This is a genomic window from Bradyrhizobium sp. Ken51 (assembly GCF_055807435.1).
In genome coordinates this window covers 26,895-39,742 of the sequence record NZ_JBVVPB010000036.1, presented here as the reverse complement: position 1 = coordinate 39,742, position 12,848 = coordinate 26,895, and the positions used below count along the sequence as shown (strand labels likewise).

The 12,848-nt window shown below is 60.0% G+C and carries 11 protein-coding genes; 3 read left to right on the top strand and 8 right to left on the bottom strand.

Features of this window, described 5'->3' with window-relative positions; all coding sequences use genetic code 11:
- The first annotated feature begins 179 nt into the window (after nt 1–179).
- The gene (locus AC0L27_RS35425; RefSeq protein ID WP_473322416.1) at nt 180–389 is read left to right on the top strand and encodes a hypothetical protein; all 210 of its coding nucleotides are present in this window, start codon (nt 180–182) and stop codon (nt 387–389) included.
- A gap of 122 nt (nt 390–511) precedes the next feature.
- A complete protein-coding gene (locus tag AC0L27_RS35420; RefSeq protein ID WP_473322412.1) occupies nt 512–733 on the top strand; it encodes a hypothetical protein in 222 nt (73 codons plus the stop codon).
- Between the two features lie 184 nt (nt 734–917).
- Here AC0L27_RS35420 and AC0L27_RS35415 read toward each other — a convergent pair whose 3' ends face one another.
- From AC0L27_RS35415 to AC0L27_RS35380, 8 genes are all read right to left on the bottom strand, one after another.
- Complete coding sequence (locus tag AC0L27_RS35415; RefSeq protein WP_354065431.1) at nt 918–1,553, bottom strand: response regulator transcription factor; 636 nt, start codon at nt 1,551–1,553, stop codon at nt 918–920.
- Between the two features lie 156 nt (nt 1,554–1,709).
- Nucleotides 1,710–2,336, bottom strand: coding sequence for a response regulator (locus AC0L27_RS35410; protein ID WP_275173333.1), 627 nt, complete (start codon nt 2,334–2,336; stop codon nt 1,710–1,712).
- 65 nt (nt 2,337–2,401) lie between these two features.
- Complete coding sequence (locus tag AC0L27_RS35405; RefSeq protein ID WP_473322407.1) at nt 2,402–3,538, bottom strand: sensor histidine kinase; 1,137 nt, start codon at nt 3,536–3,538, stop codon at nt 2,402–2,404.
- A 727-nt stretch (nt 3,539–4,265) separates the two neighbouring features.
- A complete protein-coding gene (locus tag AC0L27_RS35400) occupies nt 4,266–4,481 on the bottom strand; it encodes an outer membrane beta-barrel protein (protein WP_473322433.1) in 216 nt (71 codons plus the stop codon).
- A 301-nt stretch (nt 4,482–4,782) separates the two neighbouring features.
- Nucleotides 4,783–6,045: an arginine deiminase gene (arcA, locus tag AC0L27_RS35395; protein WP_473322403.1), complete on the bottom strand. Its 1,263-nt coding sequence runs from the start codon at nt 6,043–6,045 to the stop codon at nt 4,783–4,785.
- 25 nt (nt 6,046–6,070) lie between these two features.
- Nucleotides 6,071–7,504 carry a basic amino acid/polyamine antiporter gene (locus AC0L27_RS35390; protein WP_473322401.1) on the bottom strand — a complete coding sequence of 478 codons (1,434 nt, stop codon included), beginning with the start codon at nt 7,502–7,504 and terminating at the stop codon, nt 6,071–6,073.
- A gap of 143 nt (nt 7,505–7,647) precedes the next feature.
- Complete coding sequence (locus AC0L27_RS35385) at nt 7,648–10,710, bottom strand: efflux RND transporter permease subunit (RefSeq protein WP_473322398.1); 3,063 nt, start codon at nt 10,708–10,710, stop codon at nt 7,648–7,650.
- A complete protein-coding gene (locus AC0L27_RS35380; RefSeq protein ID WP_473322431.1) occupies nt 10,707–11,810 on the bottom strand; it encodes an efflux RND transporter periplasmic adaptor subunit in 1,104 nt (367 codons plus the stop codon). Before AC0L27_RS35380 ends, AC0L27_RS35385 begins: the two co-directional genes overlap by 4 nt.
- 180 nt (nt 11,811–11,990) lie before the next feature.
- Here AC0L27_RS35380 and AC0L27_RS35375 point away from each other — a divergent pair, with 180 nt between their 5' ends.
- Entirely contained in the window at nt 11,991–12,326 is a 336-nt protein-coding gene (locus AC0L27_RS35375; RefSeq protein WP_473322394.1) for a DUF3551 domain-containing protein, read from the top strand.
- Nucleotides 12,327–12,848: the final 522 nt, after the last annotated feature.

The following is a 12,848-nucleotide window of genomic DNA, read 5'->3' as shown; positions in this document are numbered from 1 at the left end:
CATGTCCCACTCCAAACGGGCGCACCGCGCTCCCGAGGATGGCATTTCAGGGCAGGTGCACGCTATCGAGTTGATCTGACCACGGCAAGCCTACAGCACGGACAAGGGTAAATACCGATTTCGCGGCACACGTGGCGCGTTAACGTAACACGGACAGGTACCGACGCAGGAAGTCCATCATGGCTGCCAACACTGCTAACGGCCCGCTACTTCTAGTGAAGAAGCTCGGGGGCGTCATGCTGATCCTTCTCGGCATCATCGGCATTGCCGTTGGTCTTGAATATCGTACCACGGGATTCTCGACCGGAATAACTGGAGCGGGTGTTGTAGCGCTTCTCTTGGGCATGGCGCTTCTCGCGCTCAAAATCATCCGTCGTAACGCCAGTTAGTCGGTCATCTTGTACCCGGTGTGGCGCCCCGCGATCCGCCATGATCGCCGCGACGCGTATCGCGTCGATATAACGGTCCGGGAGCAGAGCGACCGGTGGATCTCTCGAAGGGGAGGAAAAGGATGGATCAACGCCAAGTGGACGCGTCCGCGATCATGATCGCACTCACGTTTTTTACAGCCCCCATGGCTGCTGCGATGCTCGGATATACCGCTCATTACAATTTTGGGCTGACTAGGCAGGAAATCCGCACCTTAGCGATAATCGGCGCAATCACCATTGCAATTGCTGTTGCCACGCTAATGGCGATCGATTTTTTCTATCGAAGGCTGCGCAAACCATGATCCATCCCATGAGGTTAGGCATCCCTGATCGCGCTGGTGATTTTGGTTCCCAGCCCAGTGAGACGGTTCGACGCCTGTGAACAGCCGCTTCACATTGGATTTTCCTGCGAATGGAACAGCACAAAGCAGCCCAAGCGGACAGCCACCCACCGAACTCGGGCATTCAGGACAACGGCGGAATCCCTTAGGGCGCCACGAGTTTCTTCCGAATGGCATAGCGGACTAGTTCGGCCGTGGAGGACATCCCTAGCTTGCGCATGGCCGATGCACGATGGGTCTCGACGGTCTTTACGCTCAGCTGCAACAGGTCACTTATGGATCTGTTGGTGTGCCCTTCCGCAATCAACTGGACCACGCTCTGCTCGCGCGACGTTAGTAGGGTGTCTGACCTGCCCTGCCTGTTGAGCTGATAGTCGTGGAGCAGCTTCTCCACCAGAGCACTGGTGAAGTAGGGCCTGCCGTCGAGCAGCGCTTCGATTGCGGAAATCAGATGCTTCTTAGCATCCGACTTGAACAAAAAACCGCGGACGCCTGCCAGAATAGCTTCGGTCAGCAGTTCCTCGTCCTCATGCATCGTCAAGATCAGCACTTCCGTATGCAGATCGAGTGCCTTCAGCCGGCGGCTGACCTCTAAACCGTTCATGAGCGGCATCGAGTAATCGACGATCACGGCGTCCGATCTCGTCTCGACAGCCAAACTGACTGCTTGTTCACCGTTCGTCGCTTCGCCGGTGACAATCCAGTTGGATTGCGTTTCAACAATCGCGCGAAGTCCCGAACGTACGACCGCATGATCATCCGCAATCAAGATGCGTTTCATGGCGCCGTTCTCGATTCCGGCCGCACCCCTGGAGACGCTCAGTGCGGCAAGGTCAGACGATCATGCCGCTCATGGTTCTAAGCGCCATCCTGCAAAACCCTGAGCCTGCCACCGCGAATGTACCGACGTGGCGGTCCTCAAGAACATCATACGCAGTCACGCCTCAACCAGATGCGAGCGAACAGCGTACCGAACCAAACCTGCGGCTGAGTTCACCTCCAGCTTGCGCATCGCGGCCGCTCGATGAGCTTCAGTCGTCTTGACGCTGAGGTTCAGGATCGCGCTAATGCCTTTGTTGCTGTAACCCTCCGCCACCAGTTTGACCACAAGCTGCTCGCGTGGCGTAAGCCTCCGGCGCCCATCTACGCCCTCGCCGCCGTGATCGAGCTCGTCTCGACAGCTTTCGCTGCAGAACCGCTTGTGCGCCAGAAGTGCGTCGACGGCCGCCAACAGCAATCTGTTAGCATCCGACTTCGCGAGAAACGCGCGGGCGCCTGCCTCAAACGCCTGCTGCGCCAGCAGACCCGACTTGTGGACCGTGAAGATCAACACCTCCGTCTGCAACGGATAATCCCTGATCCGCCGTGCGACCTCCACGCCGGTCATCCGCGGCATGGAGAAGTCGATGATGGCCACATGCGGCCGGCTTTCGATTGCCGCCGTCAATGCCTTGCTGCCGTCGTTCGCCTCGGCAACGACCTCCCAATCGGCCCGCTGTTCGAGCACCGCTCGCAAGCCCGATCGCACCGCTTCGTGATCATCCGCGATAAGAATGCGTTTCATGGCAGAGCACTCCAATGTCGTTACGCAGTAGCCACCCGCCACCGGTAACCCTTCTTCTTCTTCTCTCAGTGGGCCCCTGCACGGACCCTCACGGAGGTCGTTGCCCTTCGCCGGCTATCCGCATTCGTCGCGAGCTCACGCGGAAGTACCACGCGCAAGATGGTGCCGGGGCGCCGTGATGCCGGATCGGATCTGATGTCCAGCGTCCCTCCAATCTGCTCGAGCCTTGCCCTCATCGCCGGAATCCCGACGCCGATTGAAGTCGCCCTTGCTCGTTGCTTGCCGTAGTCTGCGCCAAACCCCCGCCCGTTGTCGCTGACCGTCAATCGAAATTGGTTATCGACCGCGTCGATGACGATGCTCACTTCTGTCGCTTGCGCATGGCGAAATATGTTCGTGAGCGCTTCCTGGACGATCCGCAGCAGTGTCCGCTGCTTCTCGTACGGGAGACGATCGACCTCGGGCACGATCCTGCTCGTGACCCGCAATGAGGTCCGAACCGCAAATCCATCGGCGTAGTTTTCTATCGCGGCTTTAAGCTTGTCGACCGTCAGAGTTCGGGGGTGCAGCAGATACGAGAAGGCACGAATTTCTCTGAGGGCCTCGTCGATTGACGCATCGATGTCATCGCAAAGCCGTTCGGCGTCGACCGTATCGCTGATGCTTCGCCGGATCCGCATCAGGCCGAGGCTCGCGGCAATCAAATGCTGACAAGTCGAATCGTGGAGATCAGAAGCAATCCGTTGCTGGATTCCCTCCTGGATGGACGCCAAATCGAGGTCGACATGCGCGTTGTCCGATCCGTGGATCGCGGCGTCGGGTGCGCTATTGTGCACGCGACGATGGCTCCCGATCAGCCGGTTCGCGCCACTGCCGGCCGGATCCACGACGGGAACAATCGTCGTTTCCATATTTTGCAGCGGGCCCGCAAATGCGAGACGGTGGCGAATCTTCACTTCCGCTCCTTCTGCGAGACAGGCGCGGAGAGCTTCGCGGGTAGATCTGGCGTCGTCCCTGCTCATGCACTTGGACACGTCCATGTCCCGGACGTCGTCGGCCGAAATGCCAAGACGCGACTCGAAGGCCGGATTGATCCCCTCATAGACGAAGCGTCCGCCAGGCAAAGGGCGCACGACGAAAAGAAAATCCGGTGAATACATCCAGTACAGGCGGCCGCTGGCTTCTTCAAGCCCGAGCGGCAACCACCCTGTACTGCTGGTTCGAACTGATTCGGGGCGGGAAAGCTACGGAGCTTCACGGTACGCACTCACTTTGCTGCGGCAACATCCGACATTGCAGCTCAACATCGAGACGCGCCGTCCTGCGCGCGCGAGGCGTCCATTGTCAATCAGAGTACGGACGCCCTTGCGGGCCCGCCGGATTATACACCGTCTGGTCGACTTTACCAGAGGTAGTAATTGTCATAGATTAAAATCGCGGATCCATGAGGTGGAACCTGGAGGTGATCGAATATGAAACTCATTCCAGACTAGGCAGCACTGGATTCAAATGAAGTGCAATAGATGCTAAAGTATCGCAGAAAGCCTTCACGAACTGCTTGTGGCGACAACAGCTCCCCGATGCGCAATCAGCGGCTTCCGAGACTCGTGAAGTCGTTCTCGGGTACCGCCACGGCAATCCGACCGCACCTGCGTCCGTGCGCTACCGGGCTCCAACTCCGCTCGCGCTGGATTTCTTTTTCTTTCCCGCCTTCGCGCTCGGAGCGGGTTGTTGAGGCGGCGAAAGCACCAGCGGATGAGACGGCACCTGGAGGCGGTTAACGCCGACATCATCCCTCAGTGCATCGGTATCCAGGCGCTGGCTCCGGTCAGCAGAATCGCGGGGATCCGCAAAAGCCACGGAGGCGGCTGTTAGACCAACGATGATTCCCACCAATACACACCCGCATCTCGTCATCTTCCGAGCCCTTCAAAACGCGAAATCAAGTCGGGGACCAACCCTGAGATCCCTGTATCGCCGCTCCGGAACGTTCGATGTTCGCGCCTCGTACAATACACTGGTCGTGATGGACACGTTGCTGGCGAAACTATACCTCAGCCCGACGTCCGCTGAGTAGATCTGATCCTGTCGGCCCCTGTTAAGCCCGTCCGTGAACCAAAAGGCTTCGAACAATGGCGTGCTCACAATCGACCATCTCGGGTCCAGCTTGACTTCGATACCCAGCACCGCGTCAAAGCGCCAGCGGCGGGCTTCCGCAAGATCGGAAAACCGATAGGTCAGGAGCAACAGTGGCGACAGCGTTCCGCGTACACCAGGAATCACGGCAGCGTGGGCGGTGATTGTGGCGTGTTAATGATCAGTAACTAAATCTGTGATTGAGGCGGCTGATGCCGTCTGCGGAAGCTCTCCGGAGACTACCCAGCAACAGCCAAATGCCAGCGGCTTCGACGCCCTGCCTTCAGAGCCGGAGCACCCGCAAGGTCGGCTAATAATCCACCGCGTCCCTGGTGATCGGACAGGTCATGCAATGACCGCCTCCCCGGCCGCGTCCCAGTTCTGCACCGACTATGGTGATCACCTCGATCCCCTCCTTGCGCAGCAAGGTGTTGGTGTATGTGTTGCGGTCATAGGCGAAGACCACGCCCGGAGACGCGCAGACCAGGTTCGCACCGCTATCCCACTGGGTCCGCTCGCGCATATACGCGTTGCCGCCGGTTTCAATCACGCGCAACTTCTTCAGGCCGAGCGCTTCCGCCACGACATCCACGAACGGCTTTTCATCCCTGCGTAGATCGAGGCCCACGGAATTGTCGGCGGGCCGGTAAGAAAAGGCCGCGATGTTGTTGACGATATCCGGATAGAGCAGGACGCAATCCCGATCTGCGAACGTGAAGACAGTATCGAGATGCATCGCCGCGCGCAGCTTCGGCATGGCCGCCACAATCACACGTTCGGCCGCTTTTCTCTTGAACAAGGCTGCGGCAACCTGGCTGATCGCCTGCCGCGAGGTGCGCTCACTCAATCCGATCAGAACGTTGCCCTTGCCGATCGGCATCACGTCGCCGCCTTCCAGCGTCGCGAGGCCGTGATCGCGCGTCGGATCGCCCCACCAGACGTTGACCTTGCCGGCGAAATCCGGGTGGAACTTGTAGATGGCTGTGGCGAGGATCGGCTCTTCGTGTCGCGCTGGCCAGTAGAGCGAATTCAGCGTGACGCCGCCATAGATCCAGCATGTGGTGTCCCGCGTGTACAAGGTGTTGGGAAGCGGCGGTAGCAAATACTCGGTCATCCCGGCTGCTTCGCGCACCAGCTTGAGCATCTCGCCGCCATGGGCATCCGGAAAGTCGTGAGTCGATACTCCGCCGATCAGCGTTTCCGCCAACTCGCGCGGATTGAGACTTTCCAAATAGCCGCGCAGCTCGTCGATCAGACCGAGACCGACCTGATCGGCAACAACTTGGTTGTCCAGGATCCACTTCCTGGCCTCGGGGATCGCGACCGTCTCGGCGAGCAGATTGTGCATCTCGACGACTTCGATCCCGCGGTCACGCATTTTCTGAACAAAGTCGAAATGGTCGCGCTTGGCATTGTCCACCCACAGCACGTCATCGAACAGCAGAGTATCGCAATTGGAGGGCGTAAGGCGCTGATGGGCCCGCCCTGGCGAGCAGACCATCACCTTCCTCAGCTGGCCGACCTCTGAATGGACGCCGAAGGGAGCCGAGGTGTCCGATGTCTGCTTTGCCATGGGAGTTCTCCCGGGAGTTGCCTGCCTAGATGGTGATGTAGCCGGTGGCCAGTCCGTGTATTCCAACAGCAGCGCCGAGGGCGGCTGCAATGAAGAGGCCCCACTCGATGGCTGTAAAGACCCGCGCCTTCCGTTCCAGGCGCGCCCAGAAATAGAGTGCAGTGCCTGGCGCGTAGAGGATCAAGGACAGCAGCAGGAACTTCATCCCGGCGGCATAGATCAGGAACAGCGTATAGACCAAGGCGACGCCGGCAAAGATCATGTCGCGCTTGCGATCACGGCTGCTTTTCTCATAGGTCTCGCCGCGACGGACGAGCAGGAGCCCGTAGGCTGCGACGAGGAAGAACGGAATGAGTGACATCACGCTCGTGAGATTGAGCATAAGCGCAAATGCATCCTGCGACCAATAGGTGCTGATGACGAAGAGCTGAACGATCACATTGGTGAGCCAGAGCGCCGCAGCCGGCACCTTGTTCGCGTTTTCGGTGCCGAACAAAGCCGGCATATCCTTCGTTCGTCCGGCGGCGGAGAGCACCTCAGCGCAGATTAGCGACCATGCAAGATAGGCCCCCAATACCGAAACCAGGAGCCCGATGCTGACGAAGATCGCGCCCCAATGCCCGACCACCGCCTCCAATACCGTTGCCATGGACGGCTGTCGCATGCCGGCGATCTCGGCGCGGGGCAGCGCGGCATATGGCAGCATGGTCACGAGCACCATCAGGGTCGTAACGATCGCAAACCCTAAAATGGTCGCCGCGCCGACATGCGCCCGTTCCTTGGCATAGCGTGAATAGACGCTGGCGCCCTCGATACCGAGAAAGACAAACACCGTCACCAGCATGGTCGCGCGAATCTGGTCGAACAGACTCTTGTCCGGCATCCCCTCGCCGCCCCAGAACTTGGCGCGGAAAAGATCGGCTTTGAACGCAAAGATCAGGATAGCAATGAAGACCAGGATCGGCACGATCTTCGCAATCGTGACGATGGTGTTGATCGCCGCGGCCTGCTGCACGCCGCGAAGAATCATGAAGTGAAACAGCCAGATTCCTATCGAGGCGACGATGATAGCGGTGACTGTATTGCCGTCTCCAAAGACAGGAAAGAAGGCGCCCAAGGTCGACTTGATAAGGACCCAATAGGATACGTTGCCGATGCAGCTGCCGATCCAGTATCCGAACGCCGATAGGAAACCAGGATAATCACCAAATCCCTCTTTCGCATAGGCATAGACACCAGCATCGAGCTCTGGCTTTCGTTCAGCCAGCGTTTGGAACACCCGCGCGAGCGTGTACATGCCGCCTCCGGCTATACACCAGGCGAGGACCGCTCCGAACGGACCAGTGGCGATGCCGAATGTTCTCGGGAGCGAGAAGATGCCCGAGCCAACCATCGATCCGACCACCATCGCGGTCAACGCGAACAGGGAGAGCTTCTGGACTGACGGCGTCCCAGTCATGTGAAGACCTCGCGATAGTGCGGGTGCGCAACATCCTGGCCGATCGACTTGCCGGCACTTCACCATGCACCTCGGGCGGAGCCCGGAATATCAGGTGAACTCCTAATCCCGGGACAGGATTCCCCTCGCCGGAAACCAGCGACTTAGCCGACCGATTGAGCGGAAGTCCCTACCCGCCCCTTCTCTCCGAACCAGCTCACATACAATGTCGGCAGCAAGACCAGCGTCAAAACGGTTGCAACCAGCAGACCGCCCATGATTGCGACGGCCATCGGGCCCCAGAATACGGTGGGAGCGATGGGGATCATGCCGAGCACGGTCGACACCGCCGTCAACATGATGGGACGAAACCGGGAGCTGCTGGCATCGACCGCTGCGTCCCACGGGCTCTTGCCCTGTGCCCGTTCGGCGTCGATCTGGCTGATCAGAATCACCGCGTTCTTGCTGATCATGCCGAGCAAGGCGAGAATTCCGAGGAGAGTGACAAAGCCCATCGGTCTGCCGGAAAGCAACAGTGCGGCGACAACGCCGATCATCCCGAGTGGCGCCACGCATGTGACCATCAGCAGTCTCGGAAAGCTCTGCAATTGGATCATCAGGACCGTGAGCATGACGAATAGCATCATCGGCACCACAGCAAGCACCGACGCCTGCGAGTTCCGACTCTCTTCAACGGTTCCGCCCACGACCACCTCGTAGGACGCCGGCAGCGTCTTCCTCAACTCGCCTATTGCGGGCGACAGAGCCTCCACCAGCGCAGCCGGCAGTGATCCGCCGCCAATGTCGGCGCGCACCGTCAGCGTCGGAATGCGGTCGCGCCGCCAGATCAGCGGATGCTCCTGGTGATACGCGAATGTCGCAAACTGACTGAGAGATACCGTCCTGCCGCTGGGCAACGGCACCTGAAGCGTACGCAGGTTGGACAGCGAGATGCGCTGCTCATCGACCGCCCGGGCCACCACATTGACCAGATAGATGTCGTCGCGGACCTGCGTGACGATTGCGCCGGATATCACCGTGTTCAGCACGCTCGATATCGCTTGCGAGCTCAGTCCGAGACGTCGCGCTTCGTCCTGATCGACCTGGATGCGGAGCTGGCGTTCCGGCTCCATCCAATCGAAATTGACGCCCTTGGCCCTAGGCTCGGAGGCAATGATTTGCCCAAGCTTGAGCGCAATCTCACGTACCCGTTCGACATCCGGTCCGCTGACGCGATATTGCAGTGGCCATCCCACAGGTGGGCCAAGACCGAGCGGCGAAACCGACGAGACGGCGGCGGGAAATTCCTCCGCGAGCAAACGTTCCAGCCTCAGACGCAGACGCTCGCGCGCCGCGACGTCCTTCGCGACAACAACCGCCTGCGTGAACGAATCGTTTGGAAGCTCGACATTGAGCGGAAGATAGAAACGGATGGCACCGCGCCCCACGTTGGTACTCCAATGATCGACGTCCGGATCGCCGGTCAATGCGGCATCCAAGCGCCTGGCTGCCAGCTCGCTCGCATGGATCGATGCATTCTGGGGCAAACTGAGGTCCACCAGCAGTTCAGGTCGATCTGACGATGGGAAGAACTGCTGCGGAATCAGGGGAAGCGCAAGAACCGACGCGATAAAGAGCACCAGCGAGGTGGCGATCGTGAGCCACTTGGCGCGCATCGCCAGCGTAAGAAACGTGCGATAGAAGCGAAATATCCTGCCTGGCGCGTCCGAGCTCTCCTGTCCCGGCGGAACGAGAATGATCACACCCAGCAATGGCGTAAAGATCACAGCAACGAGCCACGACACCAGGAGAGCGACAGCGACTACCGCAAACAGCGAAAATGTATACTCGCCGGCCGAACTCGCGGCAAAGCCAACCGGGATGAAGCCTGCGATCGTCACCAGAGTCCCTGCAAGCATAGCAAAGGCGTGGCTGCGGTAGGCGAAGGTCGCTGCATCGATTTTGCTGTCGCCTTGGGCCAGCCGGTTGAGGGTGGCGTCCGTGGTCGTCATCGCATCATCGACCAAGAGTGCGAGCGCGATGATCAGCGCGCCCAACGATATTCGTTGCATGTCGATGCGGGCGATCTCCATGATCGGGAACACGACGGCTAGGGTCAGCGGAATGGCAAGCGCGATGATGAGGCCTGGACGAATTCCGAGGCTGATGAAACTCACCACTAGAATGATTGCGACGGCCTGTAGTAGCGAGGTCATGAATTCGCTGATCGCACTACCAACCACCGCAGCCTGGTCGGCGACGAGCGCGGGCTCGATTCCAATCGGGAGATTGACGGTCATCTGGGCCATCGCCGCCTTGATATTTCTGCCAAGCGCAAGAATGTCGCCGCCATCACGCATTGCGATAGCAAGCCCGATTGCCGGCTGGCCGTTGACCCGGAACATCGGCTGCGGCGGATCCACGTAGCCACGCCGCACTTTCGCAATGTCGCTCAGCCGGATCGTCCGACTGCCTGCGACGAAATTGACACCGGCGATGTCCTGCTCCGACCCAAAGCCGCCGGACACTCGAACGGAAATGGTTTCCCTGCCCGTCTGGATTGTCCCCGCCGGCCGGACAATATTCTGAGCTTGCAGCGCACCGAGTAGAGCCGCCCGATCGACCTGCAAGGTCGCAAGGTCCTGTTTGGAGAACTCGACGAAGATCACCTCGTCCTGGGCACCCAGTAGCTCGATTTTCGACACGTCAGGAACCTGAAGCAAGCGCGCACGGACATTCTCGACGTAATCTCGCAACTCTCGCTGCGTGAAGCCGTCGCTGCTAAAGCCGTAGACGATCCCGAAAGTGTCACCAAAATCGTCGTTGAAGCCGGGGCCGACAACGCCAGCGGGAAGCGTGTGGCGCATGTCGCCAATGTTCTTCCTCACCTCATACCAGGTATCGGCGACCTCCCTGCTGTTCGCGCTTCCCTTCAGGTTGATGAAGATAGTGACGAGCCCGGCGCGGGTGAAGCTGCGCAGGAACTCAAGATGAGGCGTTTCCTGCAATCGCCGCTCGAGTCGCTCGGTCACCTGTTTCATCGTCTCTTCGGCCGTTGCCCCCGGCCAGGCGGCCTGCACGACCATCGTCTTGATCGTAAACGAAGGATCCTCGCTCCGGCCAAGGCGGAAATACGCGAGATAACCTGCGATCACAGCAACGATCATCACATAGACGACGAGCGAGCGGTGCCTGAGCGCCCATCCGGAGAGGTTAAACCCGGTCATGGCTCTGATCCGAGCACGCGCACCTTCTGGCCCGGATGGAGCGCTTGGACGCCCGCGGTGACAACGATGTCGCCGGCATTCAGTCCCTGCGAGACGATGACGTCGGTCTGGTCGAAACGCAGGATGTCGACATTACGCGCCGATATGATGTTCGTCTGGGGATCAAGGATCCAGACGGCCGGCTGCTGATTTATTCTTGTTAAGGCGGTGGCGGGTACATCGATCACCGGTCCGGAACCCAACTCGATGCGGCCGTTTACGGTGGCGCCGAGCCGCATGGCTGGTGGCGGATCCGTTAGACCGACCTTGACCTCGAACGTTCTGGTGACGGGGTCGGCTTGCGCCGCGACCTGGCGGACGCGGCCCTGTGCCGTGATCTTCGCGTCATCTGTCAGGCTGACCATGACCTGCACGTCGGCCGGCGTCGATCTGATCATTTGAGCCGGAACGTCGAAGACTGCGTCACGGCCGTCCTGCCTCGCGATCCTCGCGATCATTTGCCCGGCCTGAACGACCTCGCCATCAGAGGGACCTGTCGCGGTGATTTTGCCAGGCGCATCGGCCCGCAGCTCCGTAAAGTTGACGAGGTCGTGCGCGGAGTCGACTTGCGCCTCCGCCGCCGCGACCTGCGACTGCGCGGCCTGTCGTGCCTGCGTCGCCGCCTCGAAATTGGCACGCGTGGTCCACCCCTGGGCCAACAGCGTTTCCTGCCGTTCGTAGTGGTTGCGTGCCTGCGTCAACTGGCCCTGCGCAGCGGATAGAGCCGCTTTTGCCTGCCGCAATGTGCTCAGCTCGTTCTGGGACTCCAGTTGTGCCAGCAACTGTCCGGCCTCAACCCTGTCTCCGAGTTTCGCATGGCTCGCCAGCAAGCGTCCGGATATCCGAAAGGCGACGGCCACCTCGTCCTCGGCCTCGATGCGGCCTGTAAAAATCAACGGCACCAGGCTATCGCGCTTCTCGATCGTCGTGGTCCGAACCAGACGCGGAGGCAGTTCCTTCGTTTCCGCTTGGCGGCCGCAGGCTGCTAGAAACGGTGCGAACACGGAGACGATCAACGTCACTGCGAGGACTTGCCGAGATGTGGTTCGCCTACCGCGCATCGCCATGCCCTCCTCGATTCCAGACGTTAGATCAGGCAGGTCGCCCTTTCACATCTCGCGATCTACGGTGTCGTCCCTCGGTATTCTTGCCCAAAGGAGGGGCCACACACATCGGCAAATCTACTTGGTGCGTCCGGATGCAATCGCGACCGCGGGCCGCAGTCGAAACGCCGGCGATTTATGAAACGGCGCCTCATGGAGCGCTCTGGGGAATTCCTGACGCCTAATCGGGCAAAGACGTATCAAGAGCGCATCTTCAGGTCCGCTAAAGCGATCGGGCCTATCAGCCCGATGAACCCGGAGGATTTTCGAATGCGGAGGTTTAACCTAGTTGCAATGGCGGTCTCGGGAATGCTGGCCATCATGCCACAGACTACATCAGCGCAGACCCAGCAAAACCAATGGTGCTCCAAGTTCAAGGGGCATGCGAACTGCAGGTACTCCACCCAAGATCAGTGCCAGGCGTCCCGAAGCGGGAGGGGCGGCACCTGCTTCCCCCGGCAGGCGTCGCGCTAGTTGCGTAGCAGGGCAGCGAAGGGCCATCCAAAACGATGGCGTCGAACGATCCGCTCATGGACGCCATTCGAGGCGGTGTGGATGCTGCTGTATCGCTACGCAACTCACGCATCCGCCTGTCGAAGGATACCCGGTTGCAGACACCGACAGTCGTGCCGCCGGGCTCCCGCCAGTCAATACACGATGCCGGATTTTCGAAGCACCGCACGGGGCGGCGCCATCCGTCGCCAATCGGGGAATCGCCTGTGAGAGGGTCCGCGGGAAAGCTAGATGCGCTCACGGGCGCCACAGCCGGCGCGTCCTGGTGGAGCGCGACGTCCCGCGCGGGCGCACACTTTTCGGCCGGGATAAGGTCAGCCTCAGGCGCCCCTCCAGCAACAACGATCAGGAACATTCATCCCTACGCCTCAGGGTTTTCTCCGATCCCAAGCCGACCGATCGAAAGCTAGTGTTCGAAAGCGCGTTCCGCCAGTGGCACGGTTGCACCGGGTGGCGCATCGTGTTGGCCGCGGCGGAGCTTGA

Bases quoted from the DNA above. Each gene is read 5' to 3' on its own strand.
- AC0L27_RS35425 (WP_473322416.1), top strand. From the start codon at position 180: ATGGCTGCCAACACTGCTAACGGCCCGCTACTTCTAGTGAAGAAGCTC.
- AC0L27_RS35420 (WP_473322412.1), top strand. From the start codon at position 512: ATGGATCAACGCCAAGTGGACGCGTCCGCGATCATGATCGCACTCACG.
- AC0L27_RS35375 (WP_473322394.1), top strand. From the start codon at position 11,991: ATGAAACGGCGCCTCATGGAGCGCTCTGGGGAATTCCTGACGCCTAAT.
- AC0L27_RS35380 (WP_473322431.1), bottom strand. From the start codon at position 11,810: ATGCGCGGTAGGCGAACCACATCTCGGCAAGTCCTCGCAGTGACGTTG.
- AC0L27_RS35385 (WP_473322398.1), bottom strand. From the start codon at position 10,710: ATGACCGGGTTTAACCTCTCCGGATGGGCGCTCAGGCACCGCTCGCTC.
- AC0L27_RS35410 (WP_275173333.1), bottom strand. From the start codon at position 2,336: ATGAAACGCATTCTTATCGCGGATGATCACGAAGCGGTGCGATCGGGC.
- arcA (WP_473322403.1), bottom strand. From the start codon at position 6,045: ATGGCAAAGCAGACATCGGACACCTCGGCTCCCTTCGGCGTCCATTCA.
- AC0L27_RS35390 (WP_473322401.1), bottom strand. From the start codon at position 7,504: ATGACTGGGACGCCGTCAGTCCAGAAGCTCTCCCTGTTCGCGTTGACC.
- AC0L27_RS35415 (WP_354065431.1), bottom strand. From the start codon at position 1,553: ATGAAACGCATCTTGATTGCGGATGATCATGCGGTCGTACGTTCGGGA.